Origin of the sequence: Streptococcus sp. bf_0095, assembly GCF_004166885.1 — a bacterium.
GTDB lineage: Bacteria > Bacillota > Bacilli > Lactobacillales > Streptococcaceae > Streptococcus.
On the sequence record NZ_RCYU01000001.1, the window covers coordinates 599,663 to 619,674 of the forward strand.

The following is a 20,012-nucleotide window of genomic DNA, read 5'->3' on the forward strand; positions in this document are numbered from 1 at the left end:
ACCTTAGGTCCAAAACTAAGTCATGGAACTTCGTTGAAGTTCGCTGACGTCCGTACTAACCTAAGGAAAGTTTTTCAGAAGAATTTATCTTTAATCTAAAAACTCCGGAAAACCGGAGTTTTTTGTGTTCTTATCGTTCTTTTAACATCTTGGTAGCAAGGTCTAGCATCTCTACTGCCTTTTGGTAGTGCTCGTCCAACAAATCGTAGACGGCATCTTCCGATAAGACGCCACAGTAGACCTCTTCAGGGAAGTCTGGCTGATTGGACAATTCGACATCGTCCATGTAGACCTGGCTAGTGTAGTAATCGCGAAGGGCGATATAGCTAGACTGGCCAGCTTCTACCCGTTTCAAACATGCTTCGAGCTCTTCGATTAAACTTTGGTAGGTGTTGAGATGGCCTTCCATCTCTTGGATTCGTTCAATTGGGGTCATGAGTTGTCCTTTCTATCTGCTAAAGAAACGACTTGCAGCTGCTCACCGCCTAGTAAAATCAAATAGGATTCAACCTGCTCCACACCATATGAACGGCGGAGGGCTTCTGCGTAGAGTTCCAGTTGGGCTTGGTAGCGATCCAGCAATTCTTGAGGGTTCCGGTAACGGTCTGTCTTGTAGTCAAAGAGAAGAATCCGATCTTCCAATAGTAGGTAGCCGTCTAAGATCCCCCGGACCACAAAGTCCTGGCCACTAGCTGGATCTGTCTTGAGCATGGCAAAGGGCGCTTCACGATGGACCTTGTCGGACTCTTTTAGCAAGAGTTGGCCCAAGTCGGTCTGGAAGAAGGCCAAAACCTTCTTGAGGTCGATCCGCTTCTTGACAGCCGGACTGGCATTGACCTCTTGGAGGACCATTGCTAGGCTCTCCATGGTTGGAATCGTCGTCAATGGAATCCGTTGCATCAATTCGTGCAGGGCACTACCGACTGCTGCTCCTGTCACAGCTTCTTCCTTGCCAAAGGTTGGAAACTCAAAGCTTGGTAAGGCAAGATCCGCTTTTTCCATGAGGTCCACTCCGTCGATATCTTGGATAGGTTCATAGAATTTCTTAATTTGGCTCGGAGTCCGCACACTCGGAAGTTGGATGGCTGCTTGGTACTGGGTGTTGAGCCGGTCCACTGATTCTAAGACATCCAGGGCACGGCGGATCTCTTCTGATTGCCGGTTGTCCTTGAGGTCATCGACTGGGAGAGAAGACTTCAACTCCAAGTGACCGATTTGCTCCGGCGTCAAGTCTTGGTCGGTCACAAAGCGGGTCTGATAGGACAAGTGTTGCTGGGCAAAGACTGCCTGGATGGCATAGAGCCAGTCTTGGAAACAATTGATCTCCTTACGAAGAGCTGGGCTCAAGCGTCCATTGACACTGGATCCCCATTTTTTCTCTTCCAACTTATCCTGCCGGCCCTTGCCCACCAGATAGAGCTTGCGCTCTGCCCGGGTCATAGCGACATAGAGGAGGCGCATCTGTTCCGACAAGGATGCTAGACGAATTTCCTCAACATTTCGCTGATAAGGCAGGGTCTCAATGACCAAGCGTACCGACTCGGGAAGTCCCTCTTGATCTGACTCGACGGGGAGATTCGCAACATACTTGATCCCGACCCCATTTTTCCGACTGATGACAGCATTGGTCGATAGTTCCTTGCCGACAAACTTTTTGTCAGTATTGAGGATAAAGACATAAGGAAACTCAAGTCCCTTGCTCTTATGGATGGTCATGAGTTGGACAGCATCCTTAGGAACTGCCTGGGCGACATTGGCCAAGTCGTGTTGGTTTTCCAAAATCTTATCAATCATGGAGATGAAACGTGGCAAACCTTTGAAACTAGAGCTTTCAAAGTCATTTGCCCGCAGGGTCAAGGCATAGAGATTGGCCTGCCGTTGGGCTCCATTTGGCAGGGCACCCACATAATCATAATAGTGGCGATCTTGGTAAATCTTCCAGAGCAGGTCATAGAGAGAATGAGTCTGAGCATAGTCACGCCAGGCATCTAGTGTCTCCATAAAGCGGGTGAGCTTCTCTCTCAAGCTAGAATCGATCAAATGAGGAGCACTCCCTGTCTGGTCTAGGGCGTGTTGCAGTTTCTCATAGAGATTCTCTGCCTTCTTTCCTTCAACTCCCTGTAAGGCTAAGCGAGCCAACTGGTCCTCATCAAACTCAAACATGGCTGATTTCAGGAGGGCCACCAAGGGATAGTCCTGCAAGGGATTGTTAATGGTTCGGAGGGTGTCCAAAAGGACCATGACTTCGACCGACTGGAGGTAGTTTTCCTCTCCCCCGTCTGCAACGATAGGAATTTGATAGGCTTCAAAGGAAGACAGTACCTTGTCGTTGCGGGTCCGAGACGCCGTCAAGAGTGTGATATCCTTAAAGGGAACCCCTTCTTCGTTGTGGAGGCGGATGATTTCCTTGATGACCAAAAGGACTTCACCTGAGGATAGGCTATCCCCTTCTTGCTCTTCTTCTTCAGTTGCTTCAGCCACATCCTGACTGCCATCGTAGAGCAGGAACTCTGTCTCATAGGCGGGTGTCGGCTCTTTCTTCTCGGGATTGCCCGCAATTAAGCGGTGGCTCTGGTCATAGAGAATCTCCCCAACTTCCTCATCCATGAGGCGTTCAAAGACATGGTTGGTCGCCTCTAAGACCTCTACGTGGCTTCGGAAATTCTCCTTGAGCAGGATCAACTTACCATCAGCCCCTTCTTCTTGATAGGCCTTAAACTTATCATTAAAAATTTGAGGATCTGCCTGACGGAAACGGTAGATGGACTGCTTGATATCTCCCACCATGAAGCGGTTTTGGCCATTGGACAAGAGTTCCAACATCCGCTCTTGGGTATGGTTGGTATCCTGGTACTCATCGACCATGACCTCGTGGTAGCGCTCTTGATAGAGACTACGGATATGGGGGAATTCTTCAAGGATCTGGATAGCAAAATGGCTGATGTCGCCAAATTCAAAGGCATTTTCCTGCTTCTTGCGCTCTAAATAAGCAGTAGAGAAAGCTTGGACAAAGTCCCTGAGCAAGACCAGCAAAGGCAAGGGTTCATCCTTGAAGCGAATCTGATAGGTTAGTTGGTAGTGCTGGGAAGCTGCTGCCCGCAAGGCTTCGATGCGTTCTTTGCGTTCGTCATTGAAGGCCGTAGCTAACTCTTTCAGGTCTTCTTTTCGTGTCGTGATGGCCAGACTTCGTCCTCCGCTAGCACGGGAGATCAAGACCACCCGCTCTAAGACCTCAAAGATAGCTTCCTGGCTGGATTTCTCATTGAGACTAGCGATTAAGTCTTGAATAGCGGTGACATTCTCTTGGTACTTGGCCCCTGCAAAGGCTTGCCCCTCATTGGCCAGGTGGAAGGTAAAGAAAGATTCCAGTTCAAAGAGTTGCTCTTTTACCCCTTGGGCCAACTGGTCCAAGGCTTCATCATAGTCCAGATCCTCATAGCCTTTGAGGAAGGACTCCTTCAACCAGATGAGAGGATCCGCAGTGGATTGGAGGAAGTCTACTAGTGCATAAACCTGCTCCTTAAAACCAGCTAGCGACTTGCCCTTTCCTGTAAAGTTCTTAACTAGACGACTAAAGAGGCGGTCAGGCCCTTGCTCCTCATAAAAGCGCTCAAAGACTTGTTCAAAACAGTCATTCTTGAGTAAGGACTGCTCGCTCGCACTTTGAAGGATGCGGAAAGTCGGCGAGAGGCCTAATAAATAGCCGTATTTGGAGACCAGTCGCTGCGTGAAGGCATCCATGGTCCCGATATCACTAGTTGGTAATTCTGCGATTTGTTGAGCCAAGTGGCGCATGAGCTCCTCATCCTTGGTAGACTTGAGGCTCTTCTCCAACTCCTTTTCTAAGCGTTCCTTGAGCTCAGTTGCTGCCTTAACCGTAAAGGTCGAGATAAACAATTGCTGGATGGAAACCCCTCGGTGCAATTGATCCAGGATCCGTTGGACCATGACAAAGGTCTTCCCAGAACCAGCCGAAGCTGATACTAGGATATTGGTTCCTGACGAATAGATGGCTTCTATTTGCTCAGGGGTCCGTTTTTGTTCCTTGTCAGACAGGGCCTCCTGGATTTGGAGGTCTTGAATCTGACTGTGACTTAAAAATTCAATTGGTTTCATTGATTCAATTCCTCCTTCATTTTTTCTATCCAGGCCTGACGGAGCTTGTCACCGACTGGGCGTTTGTCATACTGACTTGGATCCAGTTTCTTCAAGAAACGGGCTTGTCCTAGGTGGCGATTGGCTTCAAATCCCGTAATCGATTTATATTGTTCTACATACGGAGCAATGCTTCGACCATTTTCAGTATAAGGGTTGATAGCAAAGTCACCCGACAAGATACCTTCGGCTGCTTGTTGATAGAGATGGGCATTGTAGAGCAAGAGCAGATCTAGCTCCTCTTGACTCAGCAACATGGCCTTGTTTTTCTCATAGCTCTCCCCTAATTGACTGGCTTGGTCTGCCAAGAAGAGCCCCTTGTATTGTTGGGATTTTAGAACCGCTTGGACAGCATCTTCGACCGCCTTGGTATCCTTGAGAGGCACCAAAGGATCCGTCATCTGCAAATACATGGCACCGAAAATCCCCTTGTCAGGATCAAAGGCCTGAAAGTCTTTGATAGCAGATAGATAAGTTGGCAACTGGGAGTTGAGGCCATTATAGAACTTCTCAAAGTTAAACTTAGTCTCACTGGACTTATAGTCCACCACTCCCAAGGCCCCTGTCTCAGACAGCCGATCAATCCTATCAACCTTGCCCTTGACCAAGAGCGGACGACCATCTTCTAAGGTTAAGAAGGGGCGATCTTCTCGGCCGAAGAGAGCTTCCTCTCCAATGGTTTCAATACTGTCATTGTGGGCGAGGACACGACCAGTCGCCCGAGCTGTATCCAGGAGCAATTCTTTTGAAAAAGCGGCCATAGCATTCTCCTGATAAAGGAGGGCAAACTCTGTCTCCTGGCTGGTTTCGCGAATGGCCTTGTGCAAGCGCTCATCAAAATCTCCTTCTGAAGGATCTTTCAGCACCCGTTCAAAAATACGGTGCAAGAAATTCCCATGGCTTCTCGCGTCTGGGCGCAAGTGCCACTCCTCCTGCAAACCTAGGACATAGTGAAGATAATAGCTATATTGGTTTTGGTAGTAGGTGTTGAGAGCTGAGGCAGATAAAGACAGAGCCTGCCCTTTTGGATAAAGGACTTCCAGCGTCTCATCCTCTAAGACCTTGGTCGTCAAGCTGTGGCTGATTTGCGGGATATGCAAGCCTTCTGAAGCTAATTTCTTCCGAAGAATGCGAATGGCAACTGCCCAGAAGGTCGCTTCTTCCTTGCTCAACTCCTGGTCAATTTCTCCCTGGTGCAATTCAATCAGTCGAGCTAAGAGGGCCTGGTAAGACCCCATATCTTCACTAGAGGCCCTTGCCTTCTTCTCAATGACGGGTAGAGCAAGCGGTGCCTTGGTCAGCTCGAACAAGTAAGGGGACATCTTATCGTCCACCTCATTGACAAGAATAGGGCTGGATAAGACCAGCTGTTTGGTGGCCGCATTGAAGAGAGATAGGGCGACGAAGCGATTCTTCCGTAAGTTGTCCTGACTGGCAATTTGGAGATTAGCCTGTTGGTCTGAAGCTTGGTTCAGGACCTGACGCTCCTCATCCGTCAGCAAGGATTGGTCCTTGGCAATCTTAGGGAAACGCTCCTGGGTCAAGCCAATGGCATAGACATAAGGAGCTGATAGAGGTTCGATCAAATCATAAGACTGGACTGTCACCACATCCACTGTCGCTGGGACCGTTCGATAACTTGCCAACAAGATCCCTGACAAGAGAAGGCTAAGAAAATCATCTAAGGTCACCTTGATTTGATCAAAGACCTGGGCAAATTGTTCTAGCACATGGCTAAAGGACTTCCATACCTGGTCATAGCGTTCCATTTCCTGTTCAGAGCCACGACTGGCTAACTGTTGCATGTTTTGCGCCAACTGGGCATCTTGACAAAACTGGGCAAACTTTTTCAGTAGCCCCTGGCTGGTCTGGCTCTTGGTCTTGTAAAAATCCTGAAGGGGACCGATGACCTGCTGGCGAATCTGGTTGAGACGCTCTAGGTCAAATTTGTCATGGTGATTGGCTGTAAAGTCACGAGAAAAGGCAGCTAAACCCTTGATTTCTGCAAAGCGAACATATTGTTCAAAATGGTCGATGTCCTCTCGCGTTAGCGCCCCATAGAGCCCCGTCTTCAAGAGATTGACCACATCCTCGGTCAAAAACCGATAGCGACGAAGACGGTCCAAGGATTCCACCCATTGGACCAGGGGATGCTGGGACATGGACTCACTCTTTCCAAGATAAAAGGGAATCTGGTACTGGTCAAAGATGGTTTTGAGCTGGAGCTGATAAGCATCCACATCCCCCAAGAGGACCCGAATGTCTTTGTACCGTGCGCCCTCATACAGACGCTGGCGAATGGAGCGGGCTACAGCCTCTAATTCTTCCTTTTGATGGTTACAGGTCCAAATCTCTACTGCTTCTCGATCTTGATCAAACAGCTCACCCTCTACCTCTGTAAAGTCATAACGAGCTTCCAAGATCCGCGTCATACGACTAAAGGCATCCTCTTTTCCTTGACCGACATAGCTTGGCGTGACCTGGTAGGTCCTAGCCAAGTCTAGCAGGAAGTCGACACTTGCCTGGTAGAGGTTTCCTTCACGAAAGGTCGAGCGATAGGCTTTCTCACTGGCGTATGCCCCAATAATGATCTCGACGCCCTTGTCATGCAGCAAATGAACCAGGTAGTCCTCCTCGGCTGAGAAACGCGTAAAACCGTCAATTACTAGGGCCAAGTCTTTCAACTCCTCATCCAAATCTCCCTTGATAAGATGAGAGGCAAAACTAGCCAACTTAGACTCAGACTCAAAAGAACCTGCAACTAACTGGTCTTGAACAGCCTTCAAGATATGGATCAAGTCTTCTCTCTTCTCCTGATCTGGCAAGGCATCCAAGTCGGATGCTGTCATCTGGGCTGTCTGCAACTCATGAAAGAGCTGGATCAATTGTTGGATAAACTGGGGATCCTTCTTAAGACGTGCATAAACCTTGAGCTCTTCATCCGGCATCTGAGAAAGCACCTTAAAAAAGAGCATGCCAAGACCGATATCATCGAGCGACTGCTGCTGGTGACTTTCATTGAGTGTAAAATAGCGTGCCATCTGAGCAAAGCGCGTAATGGTGATGGCAAAAGAAGCCTTCTGGTCTATGAGTTGCAAGACTTTGTGCTCCTTCTCAAAAGATAGAGAGTTGGGCGCGATATAAAAGACCCGCTTCCCTTCTTCAACCAATCGATTGGCCTCATCCACCAAGACCTGGGTTAAAGGCGTTCGAATATCTGTATAGACTAATTTCATAATGTTAGGATTCCTGTAAAATGATAGTTCTATTATACCATCTTTGCGCCTTTTCTACAGGGATTTTCCCATCATTCAGGAGTTTCAAAGCAGATAAAAAAGAGGCTGGGACAAAAGTCCTAGCCTCTCAATTGTCTTTGGATTATCGAGCAAGACGCAGTTGTTGAGTGGGCTCTACTACGCTGATTTCATCAGCTTTTACAGCCCTACTCAACTGTGCGGAGGTGGGACGACGAAATCGAATTCTAACGAATTACCGATTTCTGTCCCACTCTCTTTTCAACTATTTTTTTAGCTTCCCCAATTGATCAAAAGATAGAGTATGCTAGAGCCAAACATATCTGCCAAAGCATGCATGAGGAAGAATGGCAAGAGGTTCTTGATTACCTTCTTGTAGAGGACATAATAGAAGAGTCCATAGATGACACCGATGACCACTGCCCAAAGCAAACCTTGGTAGGTATGGAAGGAAATCCGAATCAAGGTCGAATAAGCCAGTGCCCACCACTTGTACTTCTGATTAACAGATGTCATGACTCCTAAGAAGAAGAACTCTTCGTAGAAACCATTGAGCAAGGCATAAGCAATCGCCATGGGACTGAGCGCCAAGAACTTGTGAATAATCTGCATAGGATCGATATAAGCAAGGAGATTAACATTGAAGTAATCATACTCTCCGCTCACCGTCGTCACGATATCCCCAAACAAACCGACGATGGCAAAGATAAAGGGTACCCAAAAGAGGACAGACCATTTGAAGCGAATCGGCAGCTGTTTAAAATCGAAATTCCGGAGAAGCAAGTAAGCCAAGGCAAGGGCTAATAAGATGATCTGCAAGGTGAAGTTGCTGGAGTATGTTGCTCCATCCGTGGCAGTATTGGTAGCTGTTTCCGTGGCTGGGCTAACGGCTTGAGCAACCGGCTGAAAGCTTGCTATAAAGTATTGCGTCGACCAGACAATAAACTGCCCAAACATAATGGCGGTAACAATAGCGATATCATACCATTTGAGCTCTTTCAAAGGCTTTTCTGGACGTATAAACTTAAGAATTTTCATCATTCATCCTTCTATTCCCACATTGGAAGTATTTTTGATAGTTCTACTATAAAAGAATAGGCTTAAAGAAACTTTAATTCTTAGCTAGTAATAAAATTGTTATAAATAATTTGCTGTTATTACAATATAAAGATAAATTTTATTAATAACTTTCCTTATGTGAGTACGGACGTCATGGAACTTCTACGAAGTTCCATGACTTAGTTTTGAACCTAATGTTTCAAAACTCCCGAGTGCCTGAAACAATTGAGTTTCAGGCACTTTTCTCACGGCGGAAAGTTTTAATCTATATTGAAAAGACTTTAAAATAAGAAATCGTTGATTTCTTTGAAGAATAATCTAGGTTAATTTATGTATAGAACAGTTTGTCTATATAAAAACGACCAGTTGGTCGTTTCTTTATTTCTATTCCTCTAAGAGGTCTTGGATTCTATCTAGATACTGGTTGTCTGTCACTGCCATCACGCGTACCCCTTCTGGCCAGATAAAGTCAGGATGAAGCTGAATTTGAAGTGGTTGGCTTTCCGCATCTCGATAACCAATAATATTGAGATGGTACTCTTCTCTGACCGCCAAGTCTTGAAGGCTTTTTCCTACCCAGCTAGCTGGAACCGTGAACTCAGCCACCACCACTGCTTCATCCAACTGGAAAACTTCAATCCCGTGTTGGAAGAGGATCATCTTGGCCAGAGACATCCCAGCTTCCACCTCAGGTAAAATAACCAAATCGGCCCCAATCTTCTCAAGAACGTCCTTGGTCACTTCATTCTTGACCTTGGCAATGACTCGCTCAACACCAAGTGCCTTACAGTGCATGACAGCTAGGACACTGGACTCCAGGTTTTCACCTGTCGCAATCACGACTGTGTCGCAGTTCCCAATATCTGCCGCATCCAATAGGTCCATTTCCGTAATGTCTCCAACGATTCCAGTTGTAATCATAGATTCATATTGGTTGATCACATCTGCATGATCGTCAATTGCAATGATATCCACATCCTGGTCCTGCAGGGTTTTTAAGACACTCTGTCCAAAAATCCCTAAGCCCAGAATTCCAATAGTTCGATTTGCCATAAGTCTCTCCTATCCGATAATGATGTCTGCCTTGGCATACTGCAAGGCGTCTGCCTTCTTGGCTTTGTAATTGTTCAAGCTGACCATGAGGGTCAAGGGACCGATCCGACCGATAAACATGAGAATCATGATGATACTAAGCCCTGCTCCATTTAAGGTTGAGGTCACATTAGCCGTCACTCCGACTGTCGCTAAAGCTGATACCACCTCAAAGACCAAATAGATAAAGCGTTGGCCATCCGGCGTCACCAAACAGATTCCTAATAGACCCAGTAAGAAGGTCAACTGGAAAATCACCGCCGTCCCAAAGGAACGTTGAACAATGTCTGGCGCGATCGTTCGTTTTCCTAAATTGGTATGTGGCAACCCGAGCAGTTCCTTGCGAGCCAAAAGAACTAAAACCAGGAAGGTCGTAATTTTCATCCCTCCTGCTGTCCCGCCTGGTGCTCCACCTAGAAACATCTGCAAGAGATAGATAAAGAGTGTCACTGGCCGGACTGCTGTATAATCTAAGGAGGCAAAACCGGCTGTCCGCATGCTGACGGTCTGGAAAAAGCTGACCAAGACCTTCTCTCCCAATGGCAGAGACCCAATGGTTGCTGGATTATCAAACTCGGTCAAGAGACTGGTTACTGTCCCAAAGAGGAGAATCGCAGCTGTTAACCAGAGAACCACCTTGGTGTGAAAGCGAAGAGTCCGTCGTCCGGATTGGTTACGAGTCTTTGAAGCGAGGTCAAACCAAACCATAAAGCCCAAACCGCCTGTGATAATTAGGGCAGACAAGGTTAGGTTGACCAGCCAATCAGTCTGGAAACTCATCATGCTATCGCCCCCAAAATTATCAAAGCCCGCATTACAAAAGGCGGAAACCGCGACAAAGATAGAGTTAAAGATTCCATGGCCCCAGCCGAAGCGAGGGATAAAGCGGGTCATGAGGAACAAGGCTCCCAACCCTTCGATGGTAAAGGTAGTAATGAAGATGGAGCGCACAAAACGGGCCAAGCTCTGGTTATTCCTAAAGCTAAAACTGTCCCGGATGGTCTGCCGGTCCTTGTAACTGAGCTTTTGTCGGCTCTCCATAAAGAAGAGACCGATAAAGGTCAAGATACCTAGGCCTCCGATCTGGATCAAAAGCATACAGATCAATTGCCCCCAACCATTATAGGTCGAAGCCACCGACTGGGTAAAAAGCCCTGTCACACAGACCATGGATACCGCTGTAAAAAGATGGTCGACATAGCCTGCTGTTGAGCTTGCTTGCTGGACAAAAGGCAGACTCAGTAAGAGCGAGCCGATTATGATAACCAAGGCAAAGCTGAAAAAGATCCGCCTTGCCGGAGACAGACCTTTGATCTTGGACTGCCACTGTTTAAAAAATGATTTGACTAACATAGCTTCATTGTATCATAAAAGTGGATTGGACTCACAAGTGATGAATCATTTCTAGGCATAATTCTAAGGCCTTCTCAAATGCCTCAGATCCCCAGTCACGCTGATCATAATTTTCCAGGTCGGCAAGAGAATCTGCGGTAAATAGGAGCAAGCCCCAAACCGCCCCACGAAGCTGGGCCACTGCAGCAAGAGAGGCACACTCCATCTCCACCACACTACACCCTTCTTCGATGCGATAGGCGACCTTATCAGGCGTTTCTCTATAAAATCCGTCCGTCGACCAGGTCATGACCTCTTGATAAGGAATTTCTTTTCCTTTCAAGACCGTTTCAATAGCGGTCAGTGCTCGCCTATCCACTTCGATATAACGGGAAGGCGCTACATAATGGTAACTAGCTCCCTCATCTCGCAAGGCCTTGGTCGGGATCAAGAAGGCATTTTCTTCCATGTCCACCAAGACGCCACAGCTTCCTGCCGAAATGATCTTCTTCACCCCATAGCCGATCAACCAATCCATGAATTGGGCTGCTGCTGCAGATCCAACTGGCGCTTGAGCCAAGCAGATTTCCTCTCCTTGGTGCTCCATGACATAAACCGGATAGGTCTTGGTAGCTGAGACAAAGCTAGCTACTTGTTTGGCTCCAGCAACTTTGGCAAAGCGGTCAATCTCATCCTCTAAGAAAGCATAAACGCATTTATCAGGCAAATGCAGGTCTAACCCCTCATGGGTCGGCATAATGACTGCCTGTGGGTTGTCGTCAAACTCTAAAATAGGAATTTCATGTTTATGGATCATCTGTTGCCTCCAAACTTGTTTGTAACATTATATAAGTCTATCTAGCCGGTGTCAAGAAGAGATAGCAAAAAGGACTATTTTTCTTCCATAGTAACTCCCTTTCTAATGAATACCTTCAACTATGATATAATGGGGACAGTACAAGGGAGGAAAACAATGTTACAAGAACTAGCTTTTACAGGACAATGGAGACACTATCAAAAACGCGTTCTCGATAAGAGTGAGGCTTTTATGGCGGATGGCCACCTGCATTTGGTAGCAGCTCCTGGCTCTGGAAAAACAACCCTAGGAATTGAATTCATCCGACGCTTTGGGCAACCAACCCTGATCTTGGCACCTACGGTCACCATTCGTCAACAATGGGTCGACCGGATTATCCAAGCATTCTTGAAAGATGAAAGCCAAGCGGAGCAATTGATCTCTCAGAATCTTAAACATCCTAAGCTGATTACAGTGGCTACCTATCAAGCCCTACACAGTGCCATGAACCAAATCGTCGGTCAATCGCAAGCTGAAGATACCGATGACCAGGCAGAGATTGAAACATTTGATTTCAAAGGCTTTGACATCTTTTCTACTTTCAAAGAAATCTCACTTGGAACCCTCTGTTTAGATGAGTGTCACCACCTGCGCAATGAATGGTGGAAGAGTTTGGAAGCCTTTCGCCAAGCCTTCCCTGACTTAAAGATGATCTCCCTCACTGCTACCCCTCCCTATGAAGGGGACCCTACTCTTTGGGAACGCTATATCCGCATGTGTGGGGAGATTGATGAGGAAATCACGGTTCCCGAATTGGTAAAGGAAGAGACCCTTTGTCCCCACCAAGACTATGTCTACTTTGCCTTTCCAACCAAGGAAGAGCAGGCTCAGTTGGACGCCTTTAGCCAACAAAAGAATGCTCTCTTACAACAATTGACTTCCGATCCCCTCTTTTGCCAACACCTGCAATCCTGTCAGGCCTTATCTGGTCAGATTAGTGATGATGAATTGCTCAATGAGCCCAAGTATCTCTCTGCTACCCTGATCTTTCTTCGGAGCAAGGGAATCGCCTTTCCCAACCGTTTTCAGGACCTTTTAGGAGCTAAAAAACTACCTGCCTTCACCATGGACTGGCTTGAAACTCTTCTGCAAGGCCTGCTCTTTCAGGTTCCCCACTGGTACAATCTACCAGAAGAATACGAAAAGCAACTCCTCCATGAATTAAAAGCAGCTAGCTTAATCGATCGAAAACAAGTCAAACTGGTCCGCAACAAAAAACAAGACCTCCTGCTGAACCAATCCCTTGGAAAACTCAATGCGGTTCGAGAGATTTTCAAGGCGGAATACCAGGCTCTTGGAAGCCAACTGCGCCAACTGGTTTTAACAGACTATATTCGCCAAGACTTTGAAGTTCATCTAGGGGACACGGACGCCCAATTCACTCAGTTGGGAGTTCTCTCGTATTTTGAATCCATTCGCAGGGAAAGCATAGAGCTAACGACCCCTCCTGCCATCGCTGTCTTAACAGGTACTATCGTCATCATCCCAACAGTTGCTAAGCCAAAACTAGAAGAGCTTCTAGGAGCGAATCGACTGACTTACCAAAATGTCGGCCAATTATCTCCTGATGACTTTCTCAAGATTCGCTTGGTTGGTTCTCAACATGATTTGGTGACAGCTGTGACTCAGCTCTTTCAAGAGGGACTCATCCAAGTCGTGATTGGAACCAAGTCTCTTCTAGGAGAAGGCTGGGATGCTCCTTGTGTCAACTCCCTGATCCTAGCGAGCTTTGTCGGTAGCTTTATGCTCAGCAACCAAATGCGAGGCCGTGCCATCCGAGTGTGGCCTGAGGATCCAGACAAGACCAGTAACATCTGGCATCTGGTCTCCATCAATCTTTCCTCAAAGAAATGGTATGAAAAGTCAGATCTTGAAAAGGAAGAGATCGAAGCCATCACTGATCAACTGAAAGAATACAGTCCTGATCTAGAGCTTTTAGAGAGACGGATGAAGCAATTTTTAGGCCTCCACTACAAGGAACCCTTTATCGAATCCGGAATCGAACGTCTATCCTTTGACAATATCCGCTATACTAAAAAACAGTTACAGAAACTCAACGAAGAGTCCTTAGAGCGCTCCACTCATCGTCAAGAACTTCGGGATGACTGGCAAAAAGCTCTTCCGATTCTTGAGAATATGGAGATTGCAAACGAGGTCCAAGTGGATAAACACTTCCTGCCTCTGGCCCTATTTTTTGATGCCAGAAAGCTAGCTCGCTGGCTGACGGCTGCTGCTTTGACCGATGCTTTCGCCAACCTTATTTACTACTCACATAGAGGTGGAAGGAACACTGTTTCTCTTATTCTTCTATTCGTCTTAGCTGTTCTCGCACTCCTTGCTTGGCTACGCTACTACCTCTATAAGAGTCCTTATAAACGCATGGAAGTATTTGGAGAAGCTGTCCGTCAAGCCTTATTAGCTTCTGGCCAGATTCAAACCCAGGAGACCCGCATCCAAGTGGTCCGAGATAGGAAGGATGCCATCAACACGCTGATCTATATGAAGGGCGGAACCATGCGAGAGAAAGAACTCTTCTCGCAAACCATGATCGAATTTTTCGCACCGATTGAAAACCAGCGTTACATCCTAAAAGCTCAGGAAAAAGTATCCGACCAGACAGAATACTTCGCCGTGCCAAGCCTCTTTGATAAGCGAAAAGAGGAGGCCCAAGCCTTTGTCGAGCAAATCCGAAAGAGCCTAGGTAAGTATGACCTCGTCTATACCAGAAGCGCCGAAGGCCGTGCTGTTCTTTTAGATGCACGCATCAAGGCCTTGGCTAACAAACAAGAGCGCACCTTCACCAAGAAACAAGTGATGTCGGATTTGAAATAAGAACTGATTTCACTACAAAAAAATTCTAGTAGACAACCTCTACTAGAATTTTTTCATTACTCAATGACAATCATAGCCTTAATGGTCTTGCGTTCATCCATGTCTTTATAAGCTTGATCAATCTCGTCCAAGCTATAGCTATGGGTAAAGACGCGTCCTGGATTGATATCGCCGTCAAGCACTGCTTTCAGCAAGAACTGTTTGTCATAAGTTGTCACGGAAGCAGCGCCTCCTGCAACAGAAATATTTTGCGCAAAGGTCGAACCAAGAGCACGGTTATTGTAGTGAGGAACACCGACAAAACCTAAACGTCCACCATTGTGAAGAACCCCAAGGGCCTGATCAACAGCTGCTGCGGTACCGACACATTCAAGAGCCGCATCTGCTCCTCCTCCGAGGATTTCACGGACCTTGGCAATGCCTTCTTCGCCACGCTCCGCTACGACTGCTGTCGCACCAAATTCCAAAGCCATTTGTTGACGATCTTGGTGACGGCTCATAAGGACGATTTGCGATGCACCACGCATCTTGGCTGCGATAACCGCACATTGACCAACGGCACCGTCCCCGATGACCACTACTTTGTCACCAGGCTTCACGTCTGCTACACGCGCCACATGGTAACCGGTTGGCATGACATCCGCTAACGTCAAGAAGGATTTGAGCATGGCTTCTGTATAATCTGATGGTTGCCCAGGAATCTTGACAAGAGCCCAGTTAGCATACTCGAAGCGCATGTACTCTGCTTGAACCCCATCAGACCAGTTAGTGCCGATATGGCGGTCACACGTCCCATCATAGCCTGCACGACAGGCATCACACTCCCCACAGCCATGGGTGAAAGGCGCGATGACAAAGTCTCCTGGTTTGACCGTGGTAATGGCCTCACCGATTTCTTCGACAACCCCAATAGCCTCGTGGCCACTATTTTGGTGCCCCGCTTCAATATCTGGATTGCGGTAGCTCCAGAGATCGGATCCACAGACACATGTTCGGACGATGCGGAGAATAACATCATCCGGTTCTTCGATGTGTGGACGTTCTACTTCTACTAGACCCACTTGCCCAGCTTTTGTATAGACTGTTTTCTTCATAGGAACAACCTACTTTCTATTGCTTACCTACCTATAGTATACACTTTTTATCGAGCTCTAGCCCACTTCCTGATTTAAAACTCCATCTTTTAATCATATTTTTTTCCATACTTCTTTTCTAGCATTTTCTTAATCAAATAGGGCATTTTGACATTATCGCGGCCTTTCTTATCAATCAATTTTCTGACAAAATCGGGCATTTGAATATCTTTTTCTGCTTCCAAAATCTGACCTGTACTTGAAGGAGCTTCCAACTCATCAAAAGTCTCTAGCTGAGGTTGATAGTCACTATAGTCACCATCTATATGAGACTGAATGGTTGACAGAAGGGCTTTAATCAGTCGTGAATCGCTATTTGGCATAGGAGGTCGATGATAAGCCACTCCGAGCTCCTGACATAGCTCCTGACACTCCACATCATTATCAAAAAGAACTTCAATATGCTCACTAATAAAGGCAATCGGAACAAAAATATAGTGGTCAGGATGCTCCCTCTCATCTCGCAGGTATTCTAAGACATCTGGCTTAATCCAAGGAATACCTATATCACTCTCACTCTGCCAAGTATTGGTGTACTGCTCCTCTTCAAGCCCTAAAATCTCTGCAATCATGCGACTATTGTCATAAATCTGGTCGATATAAGGGTCACCAAAATCTAGTGCCAAAACTGGGACACTGTGGGCTGAAAAAATCACCTTATAACTGTCGTCTCCAATTTGATCTACAATCTTTTGGATCTCATCAGCCCAATAGTGGAGTAGGTCAGGTTCGCGGTACCAGTCCTTGATGATTTGGAACTTTATCTGCTCACTTTCTAGAAATTTTTCATAACCCATGACAGAATAGTAGGAATAATGGGGCTCTAGAATCAAACACAAACACTCTTTAATTCCATCTAACTCCATTTCTTTGATCACATCTGTGATGAAAGGGCGGGAAAATTTGTTGGCAAAGTATACCGACGCTTGATTTCCAAGAGCAGTAGCAACCAAGTCCACTTCTTCTCTAGTTATCCTTTGGAGCGGCGTTCCACCGATTCGGACGTAATTGTCATATAAAGTCTGAATTTCATGTGGTTCAGGACGAACCCCACGGCGTATATTCGTGAAAAACTCTGCTACTCCTTCGTAGGTAATCTCTTCTGGCGACCCAAAGGTCATCATCAACACAGCTCTTTTACTCATAACTACTCCTTGTTCCATGTTTGTTCTATTTTACCATGAAAAGGCTTACTTTAGGGGACTTGGTATCAAAAAAACTCTTAGCTCTGAGCTCTAAGAGTTTGCATAACGATTCTTAATGATGATGATTATGTCCATGACTTTGACTGGCTTCCAGCTCTTCGATCTTGCGCTTGTGAGCACGGTGGGTTGCCAAGTCTTCATCTACCTCAATGGTGACGTTTTGAAAGCCACAGTCTTTAAGCAAGGTGCGGATAGACTCTTTACAGCCTTCCATATGCTTGACATGCTCTAAACAAACATGGACAATGGCGTTTTTTTCCAGGCCATCCATGGTCCAGAGATTGAGCTGATTGATACTAGTCACATGGTCCAACTGCTCCAAATCACTCTTGATCTTCTGGATATCCACTCCTTCTGGCACAGCATCGAGGAAAATCTTGAGCGTACTCCAAAAACGTGGAAGGGCTTTGGACAAGATGAACGCAGAAATTAAAAGAGATAAGAGGGGATCGAGGAAGTACCAATCAGTGTAGCGCAAGATGATGGCGACGACAATCACTGCCAACCAACCTAGTGTATCCTCAAGGAAATGGAGACTCAGGATGGATTCATTCTTAGTCTGCCCCTTACGGACGATGAGACTGGCTGTTAGATTTATGGCAATCGCAATGACTCCCAACCAAAGCATCCCCTCATGATCCACCGGCTGAGGCTCGATAAGCTTGCTGATATTTTCTAGAATGACTAGACTAGAGCCTGTTATGAGGATGACTGCTGTCAGGATGGCCCCCAAGAGGCTAAAGCGCTTGTAGCCCAGGGTATAGTGGCTGTCCTCCTCTCGATTGGAAATACTTTCGAGAAAAGCTGAGATACCAATAGCCAAGGCATCTCCCAAGTCATGGACAGCATCCGCTAAGATTGCACTGGAGCCAAAGAGACCGCCAAAGATAAATTCGATGATGGCAAAGCTAAAATTTAAGACAAAAGCTAACCAAACAGCAAATTTAGAACTCATTTTTGACCTCCTTTAATATATGGTATAATGGGAATAGATGATTCTCTCACTAGTATTATCTCCTACTCTATTTAGAAAGGATAGAAGCAAACCGTTCTTTGTGTACGTTACCGAACAGTTTGTTCGAATTGTCTATATGAGTCAAACCGACCGGCGGATTGCTAAAACAAAAAAAGCGATCTATACAGCCTTCTTAGAACTGTTAAATAGTAAAGGTTACCAAGCGACGACTGTTCAAGATATTATTGATCGGGCAGATGTTGGGCGATCTACCTTTTACAGTCATTATGAAAGCAAGGAACTCTTGCTTGACGAACTCTGCCACTACCTATTCCATCACTTGTTTGAGAGAGAGGCACACCTAGCTGCAGAAGACTACCTGGCTCACATCTTTCTCCATTTCCGAGAAAATCAAGACCACGTGACCAGCCTCCTTCTCTCCAAAAATGATTACTTTCTCCGTCAACTTCATAAGGAATTAGAAGCCCATATCTTTCCTATGGTGGCAGATGATTTAAAAACAGCTCATCCTAGGATTCCAACTTCTTACCTCAAGCACTTTGTCGTTACTAACTTCATCGAAACCCTGACCTGGTGGTTGAGGAAAGGGAAAGCTTATAACGAGCAAGAAGTTGTTAGCTTCTATTTAGATGTTATGGAAATGACAGCTAAACAAGAATAAACATCATTTTTCTAGCTAGAAAGGAAATCTTATGAACCTCCTTATTCTTCTTGGTATTTTTACAGCATTCTTAGCCCTTGCCTTTCCCCTCCTTCATTTATTGGCCAGCCTTTCAGAATTAAGAAAGGGCAAGAATACTCTAGGAAATCGACTTCTATTCATCGGAAGTTGCCTTGCGACCTTTTCTCTCATCCTCTACTTCTTTTTACCGATTGTCGCTCTAGTTCTTTGGATGATTGGCTGTGGTTTGATTTGCTACGGGGCCTATTGGAATGGAAAACACAAAGGAAACTTCCACCCAGCCTACCACCTGATTCGGATGAGCATCGCTCTGGTGATTACGCTTTTATTAGCTCTCATATAAGAAAAGCTCAAGTTTTTTGAAAACTTGAGCTTTTGTATTTTCTATTTATTAGCCCATCAACAGCATGAGAATAGGGATCACCACCATGGTTGCAAGGGTCGTCTCTGTCACCATGACTGCTGCATAATCACTATCAGCTCCGTAGAGTCTGGCAACAACTGGCGCATTGGTCATCACAGGCATGGCAGACTGGATGATAAAGACTTGCTTCATCAAGCTTGGAAGAGGGGCCCAGTAGACGATGGTCGCCATCAAGAGAGGGGCAACCAGGAAGCGACCTAGTAGAATCAATAGATGATCTTTTCCCAGAACAAACTGCTTCACACCTATATGAGACACTGACAAACCGATGAATATCATAGACAAGGGGGTCGTTAAATTACCCAGATACTGCAAATCACTGGCTATAAAGGCTGGCAGCTTGATATGCAGCATCACCATGACTAGCCCCAAGATAAATCCCATCAGGGGCGGAGAAAAGACTTTTTTCAGACTAGTTTTGAGATCAAACTGTGCTTCTCCCTCACCATCGCGCTGTATGAGGTATGTTCCCAAAGTCCAGAAAAAGGTCGTATTACACATGTAATAGATCAAAACATAGGGAATGCTGGCATCTCCAAAGAGGGCTTGGTTAATAGGGAGCCCAACGAAAATGGTATTGGAGTTAAAAAACATGGAAATAAAGAGGCCACGACGGTCCTGTTTCACCGCAAAGATCCTAGCTACTCCTGTCGCGATGCCAAGCAAAATAACCATAGACAGGGCAGGAAACCGCAAGGCTGGCAACATTTTAAGTAGATCTGCTGCTGTGAAGCGCTGCGTGATGGTGTAGAGCATATAGCAGGGAAGAGCAACTTGAGTGACCAGTTTAGCGAGTAGGCCACGTGACTTGTCATCAAACCAACCTTTTCACCGATGACAAAGCCCACTAAAATCATGCCCAGGATAACGAGAATCCCTGATATGCTCCTCAAAAAGATGTCCATGTTCTCTCCTCTTACTTTTTTGAAATGACAGTTTTTCTACAAGTCTCAAAAACTATTCTAGTATATCACAAAAAGAGGTGGGACAAAATGCCCCACCTCTAATGAGT

General features: G+C 46.1%; 13 protein-coding genes and 1 pseudogene. 3 read left to right on the plus strand and 11 right to left on the minus strand.

Translation table 11 applies throughout. The features are described from left to right. Positions 1-130 precede the first annotated feature (130 nt). From EAI95_RS03110 to EAI95_RS03145, 7 genes are all read right to left on the minus strand, one after another. Positions 131-436 (minus strand): DUF4298 domain-containing protein, encoded by a 306-nt coding sequence (locus EAI95_RS03110; RefSeq protein ID WP_129822157.1) that lies wholly within the window; start codon positions 434-436, stop codon positions 131-133. Further along, entirely contained in the window at positions 433-4,116 is a 3,684-nt protein-coding gene (gene addA / locus EAI95_RS03115; RefSeq protein ID WP_129822158.1) for a helicase-exonuclease AddAB subunit AddA, read from the minus strand. The genes EAI95_RS03110 and addA overlap by 4 nt, the downstream gene beginning before the upstream one ends. Beyond that, positions 4,113-7,391 carry an ATP-dependent nuclease subunit B gene (gene rexB, locus EAI95_RS03120; RefSeq protein ID WP_129822159.1) on the minus strand — a complete coding sequence of 1,093 codons (3,279 nt, stop codon included), beginning with the start codon at positions 7,389-7,391 and terminating at the stop codon, positions 4,113-4,115. The genes addA and rexB overlap by 4 nt, the downstream gene beginning before the upstream one ends. A 291-nt stretch (positions 7,392-7,682) precedes the next feature. Further along, positions 7,683-8,447 (minus strand): CPBP family intramembrane glutamic endopeptidase, encoded by a 765-nt coding sequence (locus tag EAI95_RS03130; RefSeq protein WP_129822349.1) that lies wholly within the window; start codon positions 8,445-8,447, stop codon positions 7,683-7,685. A 405-nt stretch (positions 8,448-8,852) separates the two neighbouring features. Next, entirely contained in the window at positions 8,853-9,521 is a 669-nt protein-coding gene (locus EAI95_RS03135; RefSeq protein ID WP_129822160.1) for a TrkA family potassium uptake protein, read from the minus strand. A 9-nt stretch (positions 9,522-9,530) separates the two neighbouring features. Then, on the minus strand, positions 9,531-10,913 hold the full coding sequence (locus tag EAI95_RS03140; RefSeq protein ID WP_129822161.1) for a potassium transporter TrkG: 1,383 nt from the start codon (positions 10,911-10,913) through the stop codon (positions 9,531-9,533). A 31-nt stretch (positions 10,914-10,944) separates the two neighbouring features. After that, positions 10,945-11,709 carry a nucleoside phosphorylase gene (locus EAI95_RS03145; protein ID WP_129822162.1) on the minus strand — a complete coding sequence of 255 codons (765 nt, stop codon included), beginning with the start codon at positions 11,707-11,709 and terminating at the stop codon, positions 10,945-10,947. A gap of 156 nt (positions 11,710-11,865) precedes the next feature. On the opposite strand from EAI95_RS03145, the gene EAI95_RS03150 reads away from it, so the two are divergent. After that, positions 11,866-14,580: a DEAD/DEAH box helicase family protein gene (locus tag EAI95_RS03150; protein WP_129822163.1), complete on the plus strand. Its 2,715-nt coding sequence runs from the start codon at positions 11,866-11,868 to the stop codon at positions 14,578-14,580. Between the two features lie 56 nt (positions 14,581-14,636). Here the strand turns inward: EAI95_RS03150 and EAI95_RS03155 are convergent, their stop codons facing one another. From EAI95_RS03155 to EAI95_RS03165, 3 genes are all read right to left on the minus strand, one after another. Further along, the gene (locus EAI95_RS03155) at positions 14,637-15,674 is read right to left on the minus strand and encodes an alcohol dehydrogenase catalytic domain-containing protein (RefSeq protein WP_129822164.1); all 1,038 of its coding nucleotides are present in this window, start codon (positions 15,672-15,674) and stop codon (positions 14,637-14,639) included. Between the two features lie 89 nt (positions 15,675-15,763). Then, positions 15,764-16,858 carry a ferrochelatase gene (gene hemH / locus EAI95_RS03160; RefSeq protein ID WP_129822165.1) on the minus strand — a complete coding sequence of 365 codons (1,095 nt, stop codon included), beginning with the start codon at positions 16,856-16,858 and terminating at the stop codon, positions 15,764-15,766. A 112-nt stretch (positions 16,859-16,970) separates the two neighbouring features. Then, positions 16,971-17,873 carry a cation diffusion facilitator family transporter gene (locus EAI95_RS03165; protein WP_129822166.1) on the minus strand — a complete coding sequence of 301 codons (903 nt, stop codon included), beginning with the start codon at positions 17,871-17,873 and terminating at the stop codon, positions 16,971-16,973. A 136-nt stretch (positions 17,874-18,009) separates the two neighbouring features. On the opposite strand from EAI95_RS03165, the gene EAI95_RS03170 reads away from it, so the two are divergent. Beyond that, entirely contained in the window at positions 18,010-18,555 is a 546-nt protein-coding gene (locus tag EAI95_RS03170; RefSeq protein WP_129822350.1) for a TetR/AcrR family transcriptional regulator, read from the plus strand. Between the two features lie 31 nt (positions 18,556-18,586). Further along, positions 18,587-18,919, plus strand: a complete 333-nt coding sequence (locus tag EAI95_RS03175) for a glucuronide permease (RefSeq protein WP_129822167.1) — start codon at positions 18,587-18,589, stop codon at positions 18,917-18,919. Positions 18,920-18,967: 48 nt separating this feature from the next. On the opposite strand, the pseudogene EAI95_RS03180 reads toward EAI95_RS03175, so the two are convergent. Beyond that, positions 18,968-19,905: pseudogene (locus EAI95_RS03180) on the minus strand (AEC family transporter). Between the last annotated feature and the right edge of the window lie 107 nt (positions 19,906-20,012).

What these genes read in the sequence shown, in the direction of transcription:
- EAI95_RS03155 (WP_129822164.1), bottom strand. Translation starts at nt 15,674, where the DNA reads ATGAAGAAAACAGTCTATACAAAAGCTGGGCAAGTGGGTCTAGTAGAA.
- EAI95_RS03135 (WP_129822160.1), bottom strand. Translation starts at nt 9,521, where the DNA reads ATGGCAAATCGAACTATTGGAATTCTGGGCTTAGGGATTTTTGGACAG.
- addA (WP_129822158.1), bottom strand. Translation starts at nt 4,116, where the DNA reads ATGAAACCAATTGAATTTTTAAGTCACAGTCAGATTCAAGACCTCCAA.
- EAI95_RS03130 (WP_129822349.1), bottom strand. Translation starts at nt 8,447, where the DNA reads ATGAAAATTCTTAAGTTTATACGTCCAGAAAAGCCTTTGAAAGAGCTC.
- EAI95_RS03165 (WP_129822166.1), bottom strand. Translation starts at nt 17,873, where the DNA reads ATGAGTTCTAAATTTGCTGTTTGGTTAGCTTTTGTCTTAAATTTTAGC.
- hemH (WP_129822165.1), bottom strand. Translation starts at nt 16,858, where the DNA reads ATGAGTAAAAGAGCTGTGTTGATGATGACCTTTGGGTCGCCAGAAGAG.
- EAI95_RS03110 (WP_129822157.1), bottom strand. Translation starts at nt 436, where the DNA reads ATGACCCCAATTGAACGAATCCAAGAGATGGAAGGCCATCTCAACACC.
- EAI95_RS03140 (WP_129822161.1), bottom strand. Translation starts at nt 10,913, where the DNA reads ATGTTAGTCAAATCATTTTTTAAACAGTGGCAGTCCAAGATCAAAGGT.
- EAI95_RS03175 (WP_129822167.1), top strand. Translation starts at nt 18,587, where the DNA reads ATGAACCTCCTTATTCTTCTTGGTATTTTTACAGCATTCTTAGCCCTT.
- EAI95_RS03145 (WP_129822162.1), bottom strand. Translation starts at nt 11,709, where the DNA reads ATGATCCATAAACATGAAATTCCTATTTTAGAGTTTGACGACAACCCA.
- EAI95_RS03150 (WP_129822163.1), top strand. Translation starts at nt 11,866, where the DNA reads ATGTTACAAGAACTAGCTTTTACAGGACAATGGAGACACTATCAAAAA.
- rexB (WP_129822159.1), bottom strand. Translation starts at nt 7,391, where the DNA reads ATGAAATTAGTCTATACAGATATTCGAACGCCTTTAACCCAGGTCTTG.
- EAI95_RS03170 (WP_129822350.1), top strand. Translation starts at nt 18,010, where the DNA reads ATGAGTCAAACCGACCGGCGGATTGCTAAAACAAAAAAAGCGATCTAT.